14 protein-coding genes and 1 riboswitch are annotated in these 19,936 nt (G+C 54.6%); of the genes, 10 read left to right on the forward strand and 4 right to left on the reverse strand.

Going from position 1 to position 19,936, the window contains the following annotated elements:
• Positions 1-217: 217 nt before the first annotated feature.
• On the reverse strand, positions 218-1,099 hold the full coding sequence (locus IDH45_RS22910) for a helix-turn-helix domain-containing protein (protein ID WP_190930455.1): 882 nt from the start codon (positions 1,097-1,099) through the stop codon (positions 218-220).
• A gap of 125 nt (positions 1,100-1,224) precedes the next feature.
• Here IDH45_RS22910 and IDH45_RS22915 point away from each other — a divergent pair, with 125 nt between their 5' ends.
• Positions 1,225-3,480 (forward strand): FAD-dependent oxidoreductase, encoded by a 2,256-nt coding sequence (locus IDH45_RS22915; RefSeq protein ID WP_190930456.1) that lies wholly within the window; start codon positions 1,225-1,227, stop codon positions 3,478-3,480.
• A gap of 973 nt (positions 3,481-4,453) precedes the next feature.
• Here IDH45_RS22915 and IDH45_RS22920 read toward each other — a convergent pair.
• Entirely contained in the window at positions 4,454-6,397 is a 1,944-nt protein-coding gene (locus tag IDH45_RS22920) for an FAD-dependent oxidoreductase (protein ID WP_190930457.1), read from the reverse strand.
• 238 nt (positions 6,398-6,635) lie between these two features.
• On the reverse strand, positions 6,636-7,064 hold the full coding sequence (locus tag IDH45_RS22925; RefSeq protein ID WP_190930458.1) for a DUF2621 domain-containing protein: 429 nt from the start codon (positions 7,062-7,064) through the stop codon (positions 6,636-6,638).
• A 109-nt stretch (positions 7,065-7,173) separates the two neighbouring features.
• Here IDH45_RS22925 and IDH45_RS22930 point away from each other — a divergent pair, with 109 nt between their 5' ends.
• The 9 genes from IDH45_RS22930 to ppnP all read left to right on the forward strand — a co-directional run bounded on the left by IDH45_RS22930 (position 7,174) and on the right by ppnP (position 18,520).
• Positions 7,174-8,301: a deoxyribonuclease IV gene (locus IDH45_RS22930; RefSeq protein WP_190930459.1), complete on the forward strand. Its 1,128-nt coding sequence runs from the start codon at positions 7,174-7,176 to the stop codon at positions 8,299-8,301.
• Between the two features lie 158 nt (positions 8,302-8,459).
• Complete coding sequence (gene purU, locus IDH45_RS22935; protein ID WP_190930460.1) at positions 8,460-9,359, forward strand: formyltetrahydrofolate deformylase; 900 nt, start codon at positions 8,460-8,462, stop codon at positions 9,357-9,359.
• Between the two features lie 813 nt (positions 9,360-10,172).
• Positions 10,173-11,009, forward strand: a complete 837-nt coding sequence (gene glnH, locus IDH45_RS22940; protein ID WP_190930461.1) for a glutamine ABC transporter substrate-binding protein GlnH — start codon at positions 10,173-10,175, stop codon at positions 11,007-11,009.
• A gap of 74 nt (positions 11,010-11,083) precedes the next feature.
• Complete coding sequence (locus tag IDH45_RS22945) at positions 11,084-11,803, forward strand: amino acid ABC transporter permease (protein WP_190930462.1); 720 nt, start codon at positions 11,084-11,086, stop codon at positions 11,801-11,803.
• The gene (locus IDH45_RS22950; RefSeq protein ID WP_190930463.1) at positions 11,751-12,476 is read left to right on the forward strand and encodes an amino acid ABC transporter ATP-binding protein; all 726 of its coding nucleotides are present in this window, start codon (positions 11,751-11,753) and stop codon (positions 12,474-12,476) included. The genes IDH45_RS22945 and IDH45_RS22950 overlap by 53 nt, the downstream gene beginning before the upstream one ends.
• Positions 12,477-13,396: 920 nt before the next feature.
• On the forward strand, positions 13,397-14,485 hold the full coding sequence (locus tag IDH45_RS22955) for a hypothetical protein (protein ID WP_190930464.1): 1,089 nt from the start codon (positions 13,397-13,399) through the stop codon (positions 14,483-14,485).
• A 181-nt stretch (positions 14,486-14,666) separates the two neighbouring features.
• Positions 14,667-14,805: riboswitch (cyclic di-AMP (ydaO/yuaA leader) on the forward strand.
• 8 nt (positions 14,806-14,813) lie between these two features.
• The gene (locus IDH45_RS22960) at positions 14,814-15,503 is read left to right on the forward strand and encodes a CAP domain-containing protein (protein ID WP_190930465.1); all 690 of its coding nucleotides are present in this window, start codon (positions 14,814-14,816) and stop codon (positions 15,501-15,503) included.
• Positions 15,504-15,843: 340 nt separating this feature from the next.
• Positions 15,844-17,859, forward strand: a complete 2,016-nt coding sequence (tkt, locus tag IDH45_RS22965) for a transketolase (RefSeq protein ID WP_190930466.1) — start codon at positions 15,844-15,846, stop codon at positions 17,857-17,859.
• 340 nt (positions 17,860-18,199) lie between these two features.
• The gene (ppnP, locus tag IDH45_RS22970; RefSeq protein ID WP_190930467.1) at positions 18,200-18,520 is read left to right on the forward strand and encodes a pyrimidine/purine nucleoside phosphorylase; all 321 of its coding nucleotides are present in this window, start codon (positions 18,200-18,202) and stop codon (positions 18,518-18,520) included.
• Here the strand turns inward: ppnP and IDH45_RS34240 are convergent.
• A complete protein-coding gene (locus tag IDH45_RS34240) occupies positions 18,490-19,800 on the reverse strand; it encodes an NAD(P)-binding domain-containing protein (RefSeq protein ID WP_317891268.1) in 1,311 nt (436 codons plus the stop codon). The two genes, ppnP and IDH45_RS34240, sit on opposite strands and share 31 nt — an antisense overlap.
• Positions 19,801-19,936 lie beyond the last annotated feature (136 nt).

A 19,936-nucleotide genomic window follows, 5' to 3' on the forward strand; every position in this document is an offset into this window, starting at 1 on the left:
TGTGAATTTGGCATGAATCTCGCCAAAATCCACACGGGCCGCATTTGAAGTCGTGTTGTTACCGCCAAGTCGAAACAAGACAACACGACTGAGGGCGAGCGGCTGGAGCGAAGGTACCCATTCCCGCGTATACGTATGGGTATGCACGTCAAAGGACCGTCCAGCCGTTCCCGGACGGTTTTTCTTAATCCTTAGAAGCTCTCCATCCGGCAAGGATCTACACCCGATGACGCTTCCTGTATTCGGAAGGAGCGACACCGATCCGCGCCGCGAATAAGCGGCTCAAATAATGCCCGGTCGCGTAGCCGCAAACGGCGGCGATCTGGTCGACGGTCATCCGGGTTTCCCTCAGCATGCGGCAGGCCCGTTCCATTCGAAGCGACGTTAAATAATCGCCGGGCGTTAACCGGTAAGCGCAGCGGAAGCGGCGGATCAGTTGGACCGAGCTGAGGCCCAGCTCGTGAGCCAGTTCCTTGACTCCGTAAGGCTGGGAGCAATGCTGCTCCAGAAGTTTGGCGGCCCGGTTCATCAGCTCGTCCTGAGGAGGCTGTAAGGAACGTGGATTCGGAGCGGACAGAAGCTCCAGGCACCAGGACGTCCAGATGTCGTTCCAATAGTGGCTGAGCAGTTTTTGCCGTTCGGCGATTGGGAGGGGACTGATCGTTTTCCATTTGGCAAACGAGTCGAACAACCGCCTGCGGTCACCCGGCGTAATGGAGACGGGAATCGCGGGACGGCTGTCCGTCTCTTCCGATTCGCTTACCGGACAACGGCGGATCAGATCGAGCCGCGCATAATGAAACGACAGCCCCGGAGCAGTCATCGTCCGGCTGAACGGAACATGCGGAGGACAGAGAACGAGAACTCCGCTGCTCGCCACGCCCGAAGTTTCCCCAATCTCGTAGGAGAAGGAGCCGTTCTCGACCGCAAACAGGCACCAGCTCGGATACGTGTCCGTATCGAGCAAAAACTCCTGCTTCTTTTCCCAATACGTATATTCGTTCACCTGCCAGTGAAGCCCGAACAGAGAGGAGAAAGCGGGGAAAGCTGCGGGGCTGGCGTCGGTTTGCATCGATCTGATGCCGGTATTGTGCGTCATCGTATACCTCCTTTGTTAGTTGAAATAAAAGATACCGAATTGGATTGTATCGTGTATTTTAACTTAATTACGACATGATATGATGAAATTATATATATCATAACTCGATTAAGGTGGTTTTGGCTATGCGTAACGAAACGGTACGGACCGATATAACGGTAATCGGCGGGGGATTGGCCGGCGTCTGTGCGGCGATTGCAGCAGCCCGATTAGGGCAAACGGTAGCCCTCGTGCAGAACAGACCGGTATTGGGTGGGAACTCCAGCAGCGAGGTTCGCGTATGGGTTTGCGGAGCTACCGCTCACGGCACCCATCGTTATGCGCGCGAGACAGGGATTATGGGGGAACTGTTCGTCGAGAATCAGTACCGCAATCCGGACGGCAACCCGTACATGTGGGATCTGGTCGTTTTGGAAGCGGTGAAGGCGGAGGCGAACATCCGGCTGTTTCTGAATACCGACGTGCACGAAGTGGAAGCGGACGGGGATGAACTTAACCGCACGATCCGTTCCGTGACCGGCTGGATGATGGGTTCTGAAAGGCGGCTCCGGTTCGAGAGCCAAGTCTATCTCGATTGCACGGGGGACGGGCTTGTCGGTTTCATGGCAGGAGCGAAGTACCGGATCGGCAGGGAAGCCCGGCACGAGTACAACGAGGAATGGGCGCCCGAGACGGCCGACGATATTACGCTCGGCAGCACGCTCCTGTTTTATACGAAAGATGCGGGTCATCCGGTCCGTTATGTCCCGCCTTCATTCGCCAAAGACATCACCCAGACCACAATTCCCGTAAAAAGGGTGATCCGCAGCGGCGATTCCGGCTGTCATTACTGGTGGATCGAGTGGGGCGGAGAACTGGATACGGTGCACGATAACGAGCGGATTCGCGACGAACTGTGGGCGGTCATATACGGGATATGGGATTACATTAAAAACTCCGGGAAGTTCGACAGCGCCAATATGACGCTGGAGTGGGTCGGAGCGCTGCCGGGCAAGCGGGAATACCGGCGGTTCGTAGGAGACTACGTCTTGAACCAGAACGACGTTCTCGCCCAGAGGGAGTTCGAGGACGGCGTAGCGTTCGGGGGGTGGTCGATCGACTTGCACCCGCCGCAAGGCATGTATTCGACGGAAAGCGGCTCGAAGCATCTGCATGCGGACGGCGTCTATCACGTTCCGTTCCGCTCGCTATATTCCGTCAACGTGAACAACATGCTGATGGCCGGCCGCGACATCAGCGCTTCGCACGTCGCCTTCGGGACGACCCGCGTCATGGCGACGTGCGCCGTCATCGGGGAAGCTGCCGGCACCGGCGCCGCACTTTGCGCCGCCAAGGGCGTTACACCGCGCGAGCTTTACGCGAGCCACTGCGACGAGCTGCGTCAGACGCTGCTGCGTCAGGACGCTTCGATCATCGGTCTTCGCAACGCGGACAGTCTCGATCTCGCGCAGCAAGCCCGCACCAGCGCTTCCAGCACGCTCATGCGGCTCAGCGAGGAGAGCTATGGGGAGGAGCGCTACCGGCTCACGCGCGACGCTGCTTTGCTGTTCCCCGTGGAGCCGCGGCTGGACGGCCTTGAGCTGCTGCTTGATGCCGATACGGCGACGACCGTCGAGGTCGAGCTGTGGGATACCGGCCGCAAGGAAAATTATTTGCCGCACACGCTTCGGGCGAGCAGCCAAGCTTCCGTGTTGCCGGGCCGCTCTCAATGGGTGCGCTTCGAGCTCGCCTGGACGCCGGACACAGCGCAGAACGCTTTCGTCATCGTCAAAGCGAACGATTCGGTGCAGTTGTACCATGCCAGCGAGCCGTTAACCGGCGTGCTGATCTTCTTCAATGGCTTGGAGCCGAATGCGCCGTCGAAACTGGAATACCACGGCCACAGCCAGCCGGTTATCCAATGGCGCATGCAGCGCAAAACGCGCCAGCCGTTCTGCTTCCGTGCTGACGGGGATACTTCGGCGTACGCGCCCGACAAGGCGCGGAACGGATACCGCCGTCCATATGGGGGGCCGCAGCAGTGGATGTCGGAGCCGACGCCGGCCGGACAGGAGCAATGGCTCCAGCTCGATTGGGAGCAGGCGGTCCGGATCGAGGAGCTGCAGCTGATTTTTAACGATGACGTCAACGAGGACTTAATCAATCTTCACCATCATCGTACGCCGTTCGTGACGATGCCGGAGCTGGTGCGCGATTACCGGATCGAAGCCTGGATCGACGGTCAGTGGCAGTCGCTGGAGCGCATAACGGATAACCGCAAGCGCAAGCGCGTGCACCGGCTGAGCGAACCGGCGAGCAGCGATCGGGTGAGAATCGTTGTGGAGGCGACAAACGGAAGCCGGCACGCGGAGATTGTGGAAGTCAGGGTGTACGGGGAATAACGGATCGCAGGGGAGGCTTGAGGCTGGATGGCCTCTTGCTGTCCCTAGCTGTAGGGCGATTAAATGGATAAGGGGTTGTCTCCGCAAGGGGGAGCCGGCCGAGTGAGATAGATAACCGCTTGACCTAAAAAAAGCCTCGGTTTATACAGGGTCATCGCGGCAAAGGTTACGTTTGGTCGCCTTGAGGCTTTTCTTATCGTACCCGGCACGTGTCGCAGGTCGTTTCATCGTGTCGGTTCGGCCTGTGCCCTGCTTCTAGCCAGAGCGAAGAGGATAAGAGTCGTTTGCAGCCTTTATTTTGTACGAATCCGGGTTGGATGGGAAGATAAGAGCGATTTGGAGCTCTTAAAATCGGCGAAATTGGTCAAACCCGGGCTGTCGGTTGAAATAAGGGGTACAAACCGCCTTTATTTGCCGGGGTTTCTCGAAAAAACGGAAAATAGAGGGTGCCTGAGACTCCTATTTAGTGAAAGAGCCCGTATGATTACGTATTCAGCGCATCCGAACATGAACAGCTCGCAGGTAAGCTGGTTACGGTCCACATTTGAAGTGGTGTTATAACAATAAAACCTTAAAAAGAGAACAGGATTGAGGGCGAGCGGCTGGAGTCCGATACTTATCCCCTCAAACGCGTTAAACGTATGGGTTAGCATAGCGAAGGACCGTCCGGCATTTTACCGGACGGTTTTCTTATTCCTTAGAAACAGCCCGAAACGGGGACCGAAAACCAAAGTAGACTCGGAGACGGCCCGATTTATACGATGCCAAATGTGAAATCTATTAGCGCCCAAGGTGTGTGCTTCAAGCAAAATTGCTTACATCCGACGGACCGTGTCCAGATTCCGGCGTACGGTGCTCGTCATCTGCGACCGATATTGTCCGATGAGCGCTTTGCCCCTACCAGCCTTCCCGGAGCCGCCGAGCCGCAGTTCCCCATGCAGACCGGCACATCCCGCTGAATGCCTTCGCGAGTCTATTCATATACCGTCCCGGTCATTCCTTTCACCACATCGCGAATCATCATATAGACGTCAGCATTGGTGAGCTTTTGCGGATTTTTTATCGTTGTCATCGTTTCTGCGGATAGCAGTTGCCTCGTCCCCAACATGGAGCGGGCTTGCTCCGGGCTGGTCGGAAGCCCCGCAGACAGCGCAATAGTAAAAGCTGCTTGTTCGAGCGTCAGCGGCGCTGTGTCAGGCTCTCCTATTCCTTCGAGCGCCTCGGACGGATTGCCCTTGAAGGCGTCGGGATGGACCTGGCGCACCTGGAGCATCGTGTGGACTAGACGCTGCGGGTTGGACACGTCTTCGAGCTCGAAGTCGTTCTGGCTGCCTCCGAAGGCGAACCCCATACTAACCGCCGCTTTTAAGCCCGGGTACGAGGCATGCTTGGTATAAACAGGCGGGTCGATCCGAAACGGCTTTAGCTCCATGCCCTGATCGTTCAGCAATCGTTGAAGCTGTTCGATTATGTCTTTGGAAGCGGAGAGCTGCCGGAACGTCACCTTGTGTTCGGCCGCAAGCTTGGCTGCCGCTCCCGCCGCTTGCCCCGCCGCCATACCGACGGGAATCGTCCGGGCGCTCCCGTGCGGCAGCGAGTCGTAGCTTGCCGACCGGCCGACGACAAGCAAACCGTCCACTTCCTTGGGCACGATGCTGCGAAAAGGGATCGCGTACTGCTTCGGCTTCATCAGAATCGTGCCGCGAAAATCGTACGAGGTGCTCTGGATGTCGACACTGTAGGAGCCGAAGCCGATCCGGTCCCAGTGATCCCGGTTGTCGAGCAGATCGGCGATGGAGAGCCGGTATTCCCCGATCATATGGCGGGTTTCCCGCACGTACAATTCGGGCGCGATGCCGGCAAGCTCTACCTGTTGAAACTCGGGATACTTGTCCTTCATATAGTCTACGACGAGCGGCAGTTCCCGGCGAGCCGTCTCGTACGCTTGTTCGACCGATTTCGGATCGAACGGATCGACGCCGAACAGCTGCAGGGCGTTAATTAAGATCGAATGGTCGTTTTGACGGCCGATGTTCAGGCCGCGCATGCGTACCTTCGTTTTGTCGGTCGTCGGGTAGTCCCACATGTCGTGGTAACCCCATGCGCTGTGGCCGTCGTGGCCGACGCCTTCGCGGGCGATCATCTTGCCCCACACGTCAGGCGTCACATTCGCCAGCCGAAAGACCGCGGTTACCGCCATCTTCGAATCTTTCTCGCCGAGGTCCTCCCGTCCATAAGTAAACGGAACTCCGGCGATGTCGGCGATGTCGGCGTCCTGGGTGGCGTCGATGACGGCTTTGGCCTGAACGGACATGCTCGTGCCATCGGCCAGGGTGATAGAGAGACCGCGTACCGTCCTGGCTACGCTCGAGTGGTCGACAAGGGGGCGCATCGATTGCGTTTTCAGGAGCACGTCGATCCGGTTTTCGTTCGCCACCAGATTGCGGAATGCGTTGGCCGCGGTAATGATGTCGAAGGACGTTCCTTCCACCCGGTCGTACCACTGCTGGAAGATGCCTTTGTTCAAGAAGTTGTGCTTGCCCGGCAGCAGCGCCTTCTTGGGGGAGTAGCTCGGATCGAGACTGTTCAGCCAGCCCAGCGTCATAAGCCCGCCCAACCGGTCCCGGTTTCTGCCGTCGACAAGCAGCACGCTTTGCCCGTTTCTTGCGGCCGATACGGCGGCTGCGACGCCTTCGGGGTCCGTCCCGGCGACGATGACGTCGTATTCTTCCTTCGGTTTCGCTACGGACGGGACTTCCAGAAGCTCAGCCGGCGCGGGGGTCTCCAGCGGCTCCCGAAGCCAGATGAAGACGACCGCCGCTGCCAGAAGCAGCGCGATGGCGATCGCGGAGGCGAGTCCTTTGCGGTATTTACGCTGGTTGTTGTTATAGAAAATAGATGATGACCTTTTAAACATGGACGGTAGTAACACTCCCTAGCGGTTTGTCGAAAACCGGGCGGGTTCCCCGATTCCCGTGCATATCTGCTTACTGTATGGACGCTCCGAGACGGCGCGAGGTTTCAACTTCCCCGGAACTTTCTTCGTGCCGCGAAAAAAACAAAAAACCTCCTTACCAGACACATAGTCGGAAAGGAGGTTTCGTGTTTAATAAGATATTGCCGCGAGAAGCGGAGGGCAGGACGATCTGCGCCATCTACTGCAACAGGTGTCGGTACGGCGAATAATCGATGCCGTTTTTCTCCAGAAACGAAATCAAACTCTTATGGTCCCGCTTCGGGGTCGCGAGGATGTAGCCTTCGATGCAGTGCTCTTCCGTTACTTCTCTGGCACCTTTCTCCAGAGCGACTTGGCCAATGCGGGCTGCGATCGAATGGCGGGCGATGTCGCGGAACGGGCCGGGCACCGGGGAGACCAGCTTTTCCAGGAACGATTTGGAATCGTCCGTCCACAGGTGACGGGACGATTCGACGTAATGGTTCTGCCAGTCCAGCTTAGACTTGCCGTCGGCTTTGGGCAATACTTTCATAAATTTACGAAACATGAAAAATCCGCCCACCGACATGAAAAGCAGCAGAACAAATCCCCAAAATATGAGAAACAGCATGAAATTATCCGAAGGCATTGTTCATTCTCCTTGAAGAACTGGTGTTACTGGAATTATACCCTATTCGTAGATTTATTTGAAGTTTCTTAGTACAATAGGGAAAGCAAATGCAAAGGAGTCGAAGAAGATGTTGAAAATCGGATCTCATGTTTCTTTTTCCGACAAAGGGCTGTTGAACGCGGCGCAAGAGGCCGAATCTTATGGTTCCAGCACGTTCATGATCTATACCGGGGCTCCGCAAAATACTAGACGCAAACCGATCGAGGAGCAATATATTGAAGAAGGCAAGGCGCTTATGGAGAAAAACGGCATCGGCGAAATTATCGTCCACGCGCCTTATATTATTAATTTGGGTTCTTACAAGGAAGATACGTTTGAGCTCGCGGTCCGCTTCCTGCAGGACGAGATTCGCCGTACCGATTATTTGGGCGTGCGCAATATCGTGCTTCATCCGGGCGCGTATACGGACAAAGATGCGGAGTACGGCATCGCCCGTATCGCCGAAGGCCTGAACGCAGTGCTCAGCGGCACGAAAGACACAAACGTTAACATTGCGCTGGAGACGATGGCGGGCAAAGGCTCGGAGATCGGGCGCTCGTTCGAAGAGCTTGCGCAAATTATGGATAAAGTTGAAGACAACAGCCGGCTGACCGTTTGCCTGGACACCTGCCACGTTCATGATGCAGGTTACGATATTGTGGACGATTTTGACGGCGTCTTGAATCATTTCGACAAAACCGTCGGCCTTGACCGTCTGGCCGTCATCCACCTGAACGACAGCAAAAACGTCCGGGGAGCCGGCAAAGACCGCCATGCACCGGTAGGCGCAGGCCTGATCGGCTATAAAGCGATGAATTACATCGTGCACCACGACAGCCTGCAGCATCTGCCGATGATTCTCGAGACGCCGTGGATCGGCAAGGAGGACAAGACCGTCCGTCCGATGTACGAAGCGGAGATCGCGCTGCTTCGCGGCGATTTGAACGGGCGTTTCGGAGCCGAGTTCCTCGATCATCTCGAGCGTTTGCACCATTATTTCGGCAAGCAGGAAGTCAACCACCGCGACTTTGTCGTGACGACCTGGGATGTGCTCAAAAACGACGCGAAAGCGAAAAAAGCCGACCCGCGCGAGCCGATGGAACGTCTGTACGATATGGTGCTTGAGAGCAAGCTGTTCCCGGATTTGAGCGAGGAGCAGATCAATCACCGCATTACAGTCTGGCTGGCCGGCAAGGAAATACTGGCAGCCGTCTAAGAGAGGTCTGCTTGCGGCAATGCGACGGACGACGGACGGAAGCGGCGGACAAGCGGCAGGATCGAATGTCCGTCTACCACTACTACCTACGGGTCTGACCGACCGACGAAAATGCGTCGGACAGGCTCCTATGTTACGAGAGGAACGAGAGAAGGCAGATGAGTCCCTTAGTTACACCACCGAACCGGCAGCGTTCCGACCGCCATCAAGACCGGGCGCGGATGCTCATATCTTGTCCCGACCGCCCGGGTATTGTGGCGGCGGTATCGCAGTTTTTGGCCAAACACGGCGCGAACATCGTCCAGTCGGACCAATATACGATGGACCCGGAAGGCGGCATGTTTTTCATCCGGATCGAGTTTGACCTCCCGCAGCTTGAAGTGAATCTGGAGAAGCTTAAACAGGATTTCGCGGAGACGACGGCAGCCGAATTCTCGATGAAGTGGCGGGTTACGCAAGCCGGCCGCAAGCAAAGCATCGCCGTGTTCGTATCGAAGGAGGACCATTGCCTGCTCGAGCTGTTATGGCAATGGAAATCCGGCGACCTGTATGCGGATATTGCGATGGTCGTCAGCAATCACCCGGATATGCGCGACACGGTCGAATCGTTCGGCATTCCGTACCATCATATCCCGGTTACGGCCGATACGAAAAAGGAAGCGGAAGCGAAGCAGCTGGAAGTGACGCAGGGCGTCGATGCGATCGTGCTGGCACGATATATGCAGATCATCTCGCCTTCGTTTATCGAACATTACCCGAACCGGATCATCAACATCCACCATTCGTTTCTGCCGGCGTTCGTCGGCGGCAAGCCTTATGCGCAAGCCTATGAGCGCGGTGTGAAAATTATCGGCGCGACTGCGCATTACGTGACTGAAGAGCTGGACGGAGGCCCGATTATCGAGCAGGACGTGCAGCGGGTCAGTCATCGAGACAATGTGGAGGCGCTCAAGCGGATCGGCCGGCATATCGAGCGGATCGTGCTGGCGCGGGCTGTGTCGTGGCATGTGGAAGACCGTATTTTGACTCACCAGAACAAAACCGTCGTCTTTAATTGACGACGCATATAGGCAACCCGCCTGATGCTGGTATGGCAGCAGGGCGGGTTGTTTTTTTATGAGCATAGTTCCAGGGAAGCTGAACCCGTTCTGCTAGTCTGCTGGCAAGAAAAGCTACCTCTTACGGGAATGGACCTGAGTGCAGCTTAGAACGGCAAAACGGGACCCGAAGGCAGCTATCGGGCATAATAAACGCTAACGACTGCATAGCTAGTGAAAATCGCGGATAAATCGCGCGATAGGTGCCTGGATGACCGTTACAGTGCAAAAAAAGCTGAAATGGGGTGGATAAGAGGCTGTGATGTCCATTACAGAAATTGGACCGTTTCGTCTCCACGATCACCCTGTGCGCCCCCCCTCAGTAACAGAAGCTTCCAGCAGCGATTCAAAGCAGCCACTTCTTTTGAATCGTTCACTCTACGGCTACGAAAAATTTTTTTTTATACTTTCCAAGTAAAGGTACAAATTCCCCTGAGGGGACCTAAGGGGGCATATAGACGGCTCAGCAAGGATGAACGCTAATTACCCTGCCGATGCTGGAAAACGCTTCCGTATCCTCTGGCATCCTATAAGAGTTGCTTATAAAATCCCTTATAATTTCGTCTTTAACCCGTTCTCCGGACTCGCTTGCGGACAATCGGCCAGGAATGTTATGTTTCGAATCCGATATAGATGGGTAAGGAGATAAGTGCCAGTTTTTGGGCAGAGAGCAGGCGTTCGTTCACGCGATAAGCGGCTCTTCAAGTTCGTCTCTTATTTATAAAAAAAATTTATAATGAGAGACAAAAAATTCATGCCAGGGAGGATGCAACAATGAAGAAAAGATTGGATTGGAGCAAGGCGGCGGTGTTCGTACTGCTGGCGGTTTTACTGGCAGCCTGCGGGGCGGCTTCGACTCCGGCAGGGGGGACTTCAGACGAATCTGGAGGACAACCCGGTGCTGCCGCACCGGAAGGCAAGAAGCTGGTCGTCGGGACCGATACGAGCTTTGTCCCGTTTGAATTCCGTAATGAGCAGACGGGGAAATACGAAGGATTCGATATTGATTTATGGGCGGCCATCGCCAAGGAACTGAAATTGGAATACGAGCTGAAGCCGATGGATTTCAACGGGCTGATTCCGGCGTTGCAGTCGGGAAGCATCGATGCCGCTCTGGCCGGCATGACGATTAAGGAGGAACGCAAGCAGCAGGTCGATTTCGCTTTGCCGTACTACGATGCGGGACTGCTCGTACTTGTCCGATCGGGTGAAACCGAGATTAAGGGTGTTGGCGACTTGAAAGGGAAGGTGGTCGCGAGCAAATCCGGTACAACCAGCTACGACTACGCGAAGGCCATCGAAGGAGTGAAGGAGGTCAAGCCTTTCCCGAATATAGATGGCGCTTACATGGAATTGATCAATAAGGGTGTCGATGCCGTTGTGTTTGATTCCCCGAACATTTTGTATTTTGCAAAGGTGAAAGGGGCAGGCAAAGTAAAGCCGGTGGGCGAACTGCTTGAGGGGCAGCAATACGGGATCGCCTTCCCGAAAGGAAGCGCTCTCGTAAAACGGGTCGATGAGGCGCTGCAAACGTTGTTTAAAAATGGTACCTACGAGACGCTTTACGAAAAGTGGTTCGGTCAGAAACCTGCCAAAATGCCGGGCTCGTAAACAGATGCGAAGTCGGAACTAACACTTAAGATTGTCAGCCTTCGCATTACGGTCGGAGGAAAGGGGGAAAAGGCTTGCAGTTCAACTGGAGCGGTGCGGCCCAATCGTTGCCGTTTTTGCTGGAAGGGTTAAAAATTACGCTGCTCATTGCCGTGTTTGGCCTTATCTTCGGGTTTATAGTCGGATTAATTGCCGGGCTAGGGAGAACGTCCCGAAATAAAGCGATATACGGTCTCGCTACGGTTTATGTGGAGATGATCCGGGGCACGCCGATTCTCGTTCAGGCGTTATGGTTGTACTTCGGACTTAATCAGATGCTTGTACAAACGGTAGGATGGCGGATCCCCGGTGATATAGCCGGCATTATCGTAATCGCCATTAATGCGGGGGCTTACATAGCGGAAATTGTAAGAGGCTCCATTCAATCGGTCGAGAAGGGACAAGAGGAGGCGGGACGGTCGCTTGGCTTAACCCGCTTCCAGACGTTCGTTCATATCATCTACCCCCAAGCGTTTAAACGAATGATCCCGCCGCTCGGCAATCAGTTTATTATCAGCCTGAAGGATACGTCCCTGCTGTCCGTTATTTCGGTCGGGGAGCTGATGCGCAACGGTCAGGAGGTCGTGGCCAGCAGCTTTAACGCGCTGGAGATTTATACGATGGTGGCCGCGATGTATTTGCTGCTGACCTTAACGTTGTCCTTTCTGCTGAAGCGGATCGAAAGGAGGCTCGACGTCCATCATGATCGAAGTCCAAAATCTGCACAAGTCGTTCGGCCAGCTCGAGGTGCTTAAAGGAATCGATTGCCGGATCGAGGAGCGGGAAGTAGTGTGCATCATCGGGCCGTCAGGATCGGGGAAAAGTACGTTTCTCCGATGTCTGAACTTGCTGGAGAGCGTAACGAGCGGCCAGGTGATTGTAGACGGCCACGATCTGACCGATCCGGGCACGGATATCAATCAGGTGCGGGAAGAAGTCGGCATGGTTTTTCAACGGTTTAATCTGTTTCCTCATTTAACGGTAATGGATAACATAACGCTGGCCCCGAGGAAGGTGAGGAAGAAGTCCAAGGAGGAGGCCCGCCAATCGGCGCTGGTCTTGCTCGATAAAGTCGGGCTTCGTGAGAAAGCGGATGTGTACCCCGGCAAGCTGTCAGGCGGGCAAATGCAGCGTGTGGCGATCGCCCGTGCGCTTGCGATGAACCCAAAGGTGATGCTGTTCGACGAGCCGACCTCAGCGCTCGATCCCGAGCTCGTAGGCGAGGTGCTGGCCGTCATGAAGGATTTGGCCGCGGAAGGCATGACGATGGCAGTCGTCACCCACGAGATGGGTTTTGCTAAAGAAGCCGGCGATCGTGTCTTGTTTATGGATCAGGGAATTATTATGGAGGAAGGCGAGCCAGGCAGCTTGTTCGAGGACCCGCAAAACGAGAGGACCCGCGAGTTTCTCAGCAAGGTGATTTCGTAGTCGCTTAAAGCAAACGGATAACCCCGGATCTTGGTTGGATTCGGGGTTATTTGTGTTGTTAATGGTTAAGGGGGGTTATTAGCGCTAGACCTCGAAATTAGACCAACAGATAAATCTACCAGCGTATGGGCAGCGGAGATCGGTGTCCGGATCCGGCGGCGAATGAATTTACGCCTACACGCTGAATGAGGATAGCAAGGGGTTGTGCAGGGTGAAACGATTAGCGGAAGAAAGACTTCCGCTACTGTGCCTGAAACCGTCCAGAAAGGTGGATAGCGGAACTATTATTTCCGTTATTTATGAAAATTTGTTTGAAATACAGAGAAATCCTCCGTATAGAGGAAATAAAACTTCCGCTAACGACTCTTAAAGAGTTCCATCGACGAATTAGCGGAAGTAAAGTTTCCTCTATCTTCATTTGCAGGGAGCAAAACAAGGTTGAACCGTATTCTTTGCCAAACGACCATCGCTCGCCTGTTATTATGAGGCTGTCGATTCCATGTGGACAACCAAGTGGAAAGGGAAAAGATTACCTTCTGGCGAGTTTTGTCTGGAATCCCCTACCTTACAATCCTAATGCAATCAAGGGATTCCGGACAACCTGTTTGAGCAGAAGAAGGTAACTTTTCACTTGGAACGGCCTGCTATCACTTCTACACTATGAATCGACAGCCTCTATATGCCGACTAGTACATCCAACCGCCCCGTCTGCGCAAACTCGCCGCTTCGGTAAAACCGAGCACCTCGCGCCGGGAGCTTCGCGCGGTGCGGAATCTGCTCGTACAAGTGTTGGGATTTTTACGTAGCGTTGCATTAGGTAGTGAGAGGGTGGAATAGGTGATATATGACTATGACTTAGGGGAATGAGTTTTTCTTTTTAAAGAGGAAATGAAAGGAAAATATGGAATAGGGACCGTTAGATGACTAAACGAAAAGTCACTGCCATAGTTCTGTTATCCCAGCTCGTTTGGCTGTCGGCTGTAGGGGCAGAGCCGTCCGTGATTCTCAATTCCGACTCTGAGAATTGGGACAAACCTGCTGCCGTTTCGTTTGAGGCGTTCAAAACCAATACGGATGTGTTCGCCGCAACCGCCCGATTCGAGTGGACGGACCGGCAGCTCTCTTCTATTAAACATGAGCACTATATCCGGTTTCCTGCATTTGAGTTTCGGTCGGATCGCCCCGAAGAGCTGAAGCCTCAAGCGATCTTTACGAACGTACCTGCCGCGAAGTTCGAGAGGGTTCCGGAGGACGGTTCGGAAGGTTACCGGATCAAAGCGACATTTTGGGACCCGGAGCAGATTCGTGCGGACATGCCTTATTTTGTCCAAACGTTCTGGAAACGATCGGGGAACGATGAGTCGCATAAGGTGATGATGGAATCGCTTCAAAGATTCGCTCAGCCAAACGGCTCGGTATACGACTTGCCGGACACTGGCGATCCGATCACAAGCGTATCCTGGAAGGAATCACAAGTGGAAGAATGGCCTGCTAAACGGCACGCTTCGGAGGATTCGGTCATTCGATACATTGGACCGCAGAAGCAACCGACAGCTGTGAAAATCAAGAGCGATGCCGCTTATATCCATTCCAAAGAGTCTCTTGAGCAGTATAAAAAAGCGGCTAAGGCGAAGCTTGATACAATTACCGAACAATCGTACAGCCGATTTGCCATTACCTTCGAGCAGAACGTTGGTTTCAGTACGCTTGAACGTTGGCTAAAAGAGTATAACATGGAAACCACACAACTTTATGCATTAGCTATCGATAACGAAGGAAAGTGCTTCACGTTCAGCTGGTTCGGTCCCGATCTGGACATCTCGTCCAAGGTTGGCCCTGAGATGCGCTTTGTTTCGTTTACGATTACCGAGCTGGAGGGCCGGGTTCATGGGAGCGACCTGGCAAGTCTGCAAAATGAAGAAGGCGTTGGAATCATCGAATTGACGGATGAACAAGGCCGTGAGCCGACAGGAATAAGAGCTTGGCTCGAACGTTATGCGAACAAGTAACGCTAATTTAGGTTATATGTACGTACTTACAACCTTCGGTCCTCGTATGGGGAATTCGGGGGTTGTTTTTTGTCCCGGTTTGGAAAACATTATGTAATGATCGCGTGTATATCCCGTGTTAAGATGAGAAAACCGCATGGAGGACGGCTGGTCGGCAAGACGGCCGGAGCTTTTCATGGGGAATACGGACAGGCCGAAGCTTCATTGTGAAGCGCGGGGGAACCCAGATCTACCGGGGTGAAGCCAACGTTTGTTGGCCGGGTGATTGCTCTTTGACCCGAATCCGTCAGCTAACCTCGCAGGCCGCAAAAAGGAGAGGATGGTTTACATGCGTTTCAAAAAGACCGTAATGGCCGGGGTGCTTGCACTCAGCGTAGTTGCCGGAACAGGTTCCGCTTTCGCCGCAACTTCGTACACGGTGAATCATAGCGATACGATGTGGAAAATATCGCAGCGTTACGGGGTCAGCTTGCAGTCGCTCATCCAGGCGAACCCGCACGTGGCGAATCCGAATATAGTATGGCCAGGGATGAAGCTCGTTATCCCGGGGACCGGTTCGTGGTACGGAGGCGGGAATGGCAGCGGGTACGGAAACGGCGGCGGAACAGGACAAGGCACCGGTTCCGGAGCGGATACTTCGACTCCGGCATCCGCTTATGCCGACCAAGTAGTGATCTTGGTCAACCAGGAACGCGCCAAAGCGGGATTGAAGCCGCTCGCGAGCGATCCGGCACTGACGGCGATGGCGATGGACAAAGCGAAGGATATGTACAATAACAACTATTTTGATCACAACTCGCCGACTTACGGTTCGCCGTTCGATATGATGCGTTCTTACGGAATCCGTTACACGTATGCCGGGGAAAATATCGCCAAAGGCCAGCGCAATCCGCAGGAAGTGATGAACGCCTGGATGAACAGCCCGGGTCACCGTCAAAATATGATGAGCCCGAACTTCACGAAGATCGGCGTCGCGTATTATAACGGCGAATGGGTGCAGGAGTTTATTGCGAACTAATTTTGGAGGCATCCCTCGGGCGGCGCATGTACTAGTCATGGTTTTGTTACAATAAGAAACAGCCGGCGTTCCTTTGAAGGACGAAAGAAGCCGCATGTTTACAAAATTAAAAAAACGTCAATTCCCCCGGAAGTTACGGACATGCCTGCAGGAGCTGTCCTTTCATCCGGGGGAGTTTTGTAAATCGACACCGCATTTTGCCTTGGTTCTGTGGCAAACAAGCAAATCAAGTGGTACAATAATGCAAGCGACTGAAAGTGTCCGCTGGACGAAGAAGGGGGTTCGCGCAGGGTAGACACCCGGCAAGCGGCGAATACCGATTTTTGGGAGGAATGGAACGATGACGTCTCAAACGAAGTCGATTGATCAATTGGCGATCGATACGATCCGCACGCTGTCTATTGATGCGGTGCAAAAAGCGAATTCGGGGCACCCCGGCATGCCGATGGGAGCAGCTCCGATGGGATACGCGCTCTACGCTAACCTGATGAAACATAATCCGGCCAATCCGGAATGGATCGACCGCGACCGTTTTGTTCTGTCGGCGGGGCACGGCTCGATGCTGCTTTACAGCCTGCTTCATCTAAGCGGCTACGATTTGTCTATGGAAGATTTGCAAAATTTCCGTCAATGGGGCAGCAAGACGCCGGGTCATCCGGAGTACGGCCACACGGCGGGCGTAGACGCAACGACCGGTCCGCTCGGACAAGGGTTTGCAAGCGCCGTCGGTATGGCGATGGCTGAAGCTCATATGGCGGCTACTTATAACCGTGACGATATGAACATTATCGATCACTATACATATGTTATTTGCGGCGACGGAGACCTGATGGAAGGGATCTCCAGCGAAGCGGCTTCGCTTGCCGGCCATCTGCAGCTTGGCAAAATGATCGTCCTGTACGATTCGAACGATATATCGCTGGACGGCGAGCTGAACTTGTCGTTCTCCGAACATGCAAAAGCCCGCTTCGAAGGCTACAACTGGCACTATGTCCGCGTCGAGGACGGCAACGATCTGGCCGCGATCAATGCGGCTGTAAGGGAAGCGCAGCAGGACCCGCGTCCTTCGCTGATTGAAGTGAAAACCGTAATCGGCTACGGAAGCCCGAACAAAGCCGGTAAAGGCGGTCATGTGGGACCTCACGGATCACCGCTCGGCGTAGACGAGGTCGCGCTCACCAAGAAAGCTTACGAGTGGCCGGAAGATCAACATTTCCACGTCCCTTCGGAAGTTGCCGCGCATTTTGCCCGTCTGAAATCGCAAGGCGAGCAGGCAGAGCTGGCTTGGAACGAGCTATTCGCCAAATACGAGAAGGCGTATCCGGAACTGGCCAAGCAATTTAAGGCAGCCGTAGCCGGCGAGCTTCCGGAAGGCTGGGATGCCGATCTTCCGACCTACAGCCCGGCGGATAAAGGAATCGGTACTCGTAACGCCTCCGGTAACGCAATTAACGCGTTCGCGTCCAAAATTCCGTCGTTCATCGGCGGCTCGGCCGACCTGGAATCTTCGACGATGACGCATATGAAAGGCCTCGGCCAGATGACCCGCAATGATTACAGCGGCCGCAACGTTTACTTCGGCGTTCGCGAATTCGCCATGGGTGCGGCGATGAACGGGATGGCGCTGCACAAAGGCGTTAAGCCTTACGGCGGCACGTTCTTCGTATTTTCCGACTATCTTCGTCCTGCTGTACGTTTGGCGGCGATTATGGATTTGCCGGTTACGTACGTCCTGACGCATGACAGTATCGGCGTCGGCGAAGACGGTCCGACCCACGAGCCGATCGAGCAATTGGCGGCGCTGCGCATCATTCCGAATGTCACGGTCATCCGTCCGGCCGATGCGAACGAGACGACGCAAGCATGGCGGTATGCGCTGGAAAATAAAAACGGACCGGTCGCGCTCGTACTGACCCGTCAAGCGGTACCGAATCTCGAGTCGACGTCCGAGAAAGCCCGCGAAGGCGTGGCCCGCGGAGCTTATGTCGTGTCCGAAGCGGAAGGCGGCTCGGCGCAGGCGATTATTCTGGCGACCGGCTCCGAAGTATCGCTGGCTGTCGAAGCTCAGCAGAAGCTGGCCGAAGACGGCGTGCGCGTACGCGTCGTCAGCATGCCGAGCTGGGAGCTGTTCGAGAAGCAATCGAAAGAGTACAAAGAATCGGTAATTCCGTCCGGCGTAAAAGCTCGTCTTGCTGTTGAGATGGCGTACCCGCTCGGATGGGAGCGTTACGTCGGCGACGGCGGAGCGATTCTCGGCATCAGCACGTTCGGAGCTTCCGCGCCTGCGGCTAAAATTATCGCCGAGTACGGCTTTACGGTCGACAACGTGGCAGCCAAAGTTAAGGCGCTGCTGTAAGGAGAGCCGAAGGTACGGACCTGTTGTCTGGCGTTTGTCATTCAGGTCTGCAATCTGAGATAAAGAAGGTGGATAAGAGCTCCCCGGAGCTCTTATTCTGAATGTATCGATGGGCACCTAGAACCAAGAAAGCTGCCGGTTGCACGGGTCATACGACATGGGAAAGGCCAGTCCGCTTTGGCAGGCAGTGGCATAGCGGGCCTGCCAACTCCCGTTTTCAATAAAATGGGTAATTCGACAAAATAAGAGTCCCGGAGGGACCCTTATTTTGATCTTTTGTTGATATTGCGTTCGTTTTAAACTTGCAGCACACCATCCAACCAGGGAGAGTGAAACCAAGGTGTCTCAATTCGAACATGTCACAGTATTGAAAAAAGCTAACGTTTACTTCGACGGCGGCGTTACGAGCCGTACGGTCGTGTTCGCCGACGGTTCCAAAAAAACGTTAGGCGTCATGCTGCCCGGGCAATACCAATTCACCACCGATGTCGTCGAGATTATGGAAATAACGGCCGGCGATCTTCTCGTCCTGCTGCCCGGAGAGACCGAATGGAAGCCTTTCACGGGCGGCATGCAGTTCGAGGTGCCGGCGGGCGCTACGTTTAAGGTGGACGTGAAGACGATCACCGATTACGTCTGCTCGTTCATCTCCGTCTCCTGAAGCTTGAGCTGGATATATTCCTCCAGCTTGATCCGGGTATGCGGTGGAAGTCCGGACAGCATACAGCCGTAACGGAATCCGGTGCCGTCCGAGATGACCCGGATAATCCGCGCCGTAATCGGCGGCAAGCCCGCATCCTGCGGAAAATGGATCACGACGAACATATCTTGCGCAAGCGGAAATGTGCTGGTCAATTGGAGGCCGCTGTCGGACAAGTCGTACAGCGTGCCTTCGATATTTTGACCGGAGAACGCCCCTTCGTGCTCCCACTGGTAGACGGACAGCAGAAGCCGGATGTTCATAGGGACCCGGACGCTGCGGCGACGCTCGATATTTAATTGCAGCTTCGGCAGCAGCTCCTCGGATGGAACTTCTTCCCGCTTACATACTTCGATCTTCTTGTCCATCCATTCCTCGTAGCACATCACGACAGCGCTTAGATCCTGATCACCGAGCCCTTTGCTCAGGCCCATTTCGAAGACGCTTTTGGCCAGACCGAGGAGCGGAGCGGTCAATTGAAGCTGATCGGTGAGCTGCGAAGCGAGCCGCAAATCTTTATGCATCAGCTGCATCGAAAATTGAGTGGCGAAATCGCGGTTCAACATTTTTGGGCCTTTTAGCTCAGCTTGTTTGCTGCCCGCGCCGCCGGCCAGGACGATCTCGTAAAATTTCTCCAGGTCGATATTCGCTTTGGCGGCAAGCGCCATCCCTTCCACGAAGCCGATGGCGTTAATGCCGACCATCGTATTGTGGGCGAGCTTGGCATAAGAGCCTGATCCGGAAGGGCCCATATAGACGATCCGGTTGCCCATCGCTTCGAATACGTCGCGGTGCTCATGAAGCGCTTCCTCCCGTCCGCCGACCATGAACAGAAGCGTGCCGCTCTCCGCTGCCGGCTTGCTGCCGGTTACCGGTGCATCCAGAAAGTCGACGGCCAGATCGGCCAGTTCGGCATACAGAGTCTTGCTCATATGCGGGGAAATGGTGCTGCAGTCGATCACCGTCATGCCGTGACGGATGCCTTCTATTATTCCATTCGGATCGTAGAACGTTTGCCGGAGGGCTATATCGTTGCTAAGCATCGTTATCAAGACGTCTGCGTCCCGCACCGCTTCGGCCGGAGTGGCGGCGTAATGGGCGCCTCGACGAACCAGCTCCGCCGTTTTTTCAGATGTACGGTTGTATACGGTCAATGAAAAGCCTTTGCGCAGCAGGTTGGCTGCCATGGGCAGTCCCATCGTTCCCAGGCCGATAAACCCGATTTTTTTCATTATTTTCACCTCGAATATTTGCAGAAGATGGTGCCTGGAGTGCTGCTGGACCTAGAACCATTGTAGCACTATCCGAAAGCTCTGTGAATGACCCACTACTTGCTTTTGCGCGGACAATTCAAGTATTCTATTGCTAATGAAAACC

The sequence above is a fragment of the Paenibacillus oceani genome (assembly GCF_014705615.1).
Classification (GTDB): domain Bacteria; phylum Bacillota; class Bacilli; order Paenibacillales; family NBRC-103111; genus Paenibacillus_AB; species Paenibacillus_AB oceani.

What these genes read in the sequence shown, in the direction of transcription:
- IDH45_RS22960 (WP_190930465.1), top strand. Translation starts at nt 14,814, where the DNA reads ATGCGTTTCAAAAAGACCGTAATGGCCGGGGTGCTTGCACTCAGCGTA.
- IDH45_RS22930 (WP_190930459.1), top strand. Translation starts at nt 7,174, where the DNA reads ATGTTGAAAATCGGATCTCATGTTTCTTTTTCCGACAAAGGGCTGTTG.
- IDH45_RS22950 (WP_190930463.1), top strand. Translation starts at nt 11,751, where the DNA reads ATGATCGAAGTCCAAAATCTGCACAAGTCGTTCGGCCAGCTCGAGGTG.
- purU (WP_190930460.1), top strand. Translation starts at nt 8,460, where the DNA reads ATGAGTCCCTTAGTTACACCACCGAACCGGCAGCGTTCCGACCGCCAT.
- IDH45_RS22925 (WP_190930458.1), bottom strand. Translation starts at nt 7,064, where the DNA reads ATGCCTTCGGATAATTTCATGCTGTTTCTCATATTTTGGGGATTTGTT.
- tkt (WP_190930466.1), top strand. Translation starts at nt 15,844, where the DNA reads ATGACGTCTCAAACGAAGTCGATTGATCAATTGGCGATCGATACGATC.
- glnH (WP_190930461.1), top strand. Translation starts at nt 10,173, where the DNA reads ATGAAGAAAAGATTGGATTGGAGCAAGGCGGCGGTGTTCGTACTGCTG.
- IDH45_RS22910 (WP_190930455.1), bottom strand. Translation starts at nt 1,099, where the DNA reads ATGACGCACAATACCGGCATCAGATCGATGCAAACCGACGCCAGCCCC.
- IDH45_RS22955 (WP_190930464.1), top strand. Translation starts at nt 13,397, where the DNA reads ATGACTAAACGAAAAGTCACTGCCATAGTTCTGTTATCCCAGCTCGTT.
- IDH45_RS22920 (WP_190930457.1), bottom strand. Translation starts at nt 6,397, where the DNA reads ATGTTTAAAAGGTCATCATCTATTTTCTATAACAACAACCAGCGTAAA.
- IDH45_RS22915 (WP_190930456.1), top strand. Translation starts at nt 1,225, where the DNA reads ATGCGTAACGAAACGGTACGGACCGATATAACGGTAATCGGCGGGGGA.